This window comes from Shewanella sp. T24-MNA-CIBAN-0130 (assembly GCF_040310185.1).
Taxonomy (GTDB): Bacteria; Pseudomonadota; Gammaproteobacteria; order Enterobacterales; family Shewanellaceae; genus Shewanella; species Shewanella psychromarinicola.
In genome coordinates, this window is the sequence record NZ_JBEOPP010000572.1 from 1 (window position 1) to 235 (window position 235).

At 44.3% G+C, this 235-nt stretch carries 1 protein-coding gene; it reads left to right on the forward strand.

Features of this window, described 5'->3' with window-relative positions:
- Nucleotides 1-235: hypothetical protein (locus AAEZ02_RS23545; RefSeq protein ID WP_351125676.1), on the forward strand; the 235-nt coding region annotated here is incomplete at both ends.

The following is a 235-nucleotide window of genomic DNA, read 5'->3' on the forward strand; positions in this document are numbered from 1 at the left end:
GCCATTACCAGTGCGGTAGTGCTGGCAAGCTTAGGTCAGCGCGTACATCTTTATGCAGATATTGAGCTATTGACGCAGCAAATAAAACAGTATGGTTTTGAGCATCATTTGCAAGCGCTATGGCAGATGTATGAGCAGCAGCAGGTTATTAGCAGTCAAGCATTACCAGATAGCGCCGACACGTTGATTCATTACTATGAAACGGCGAATTTTAGTGATAGCCGTCATATCAATG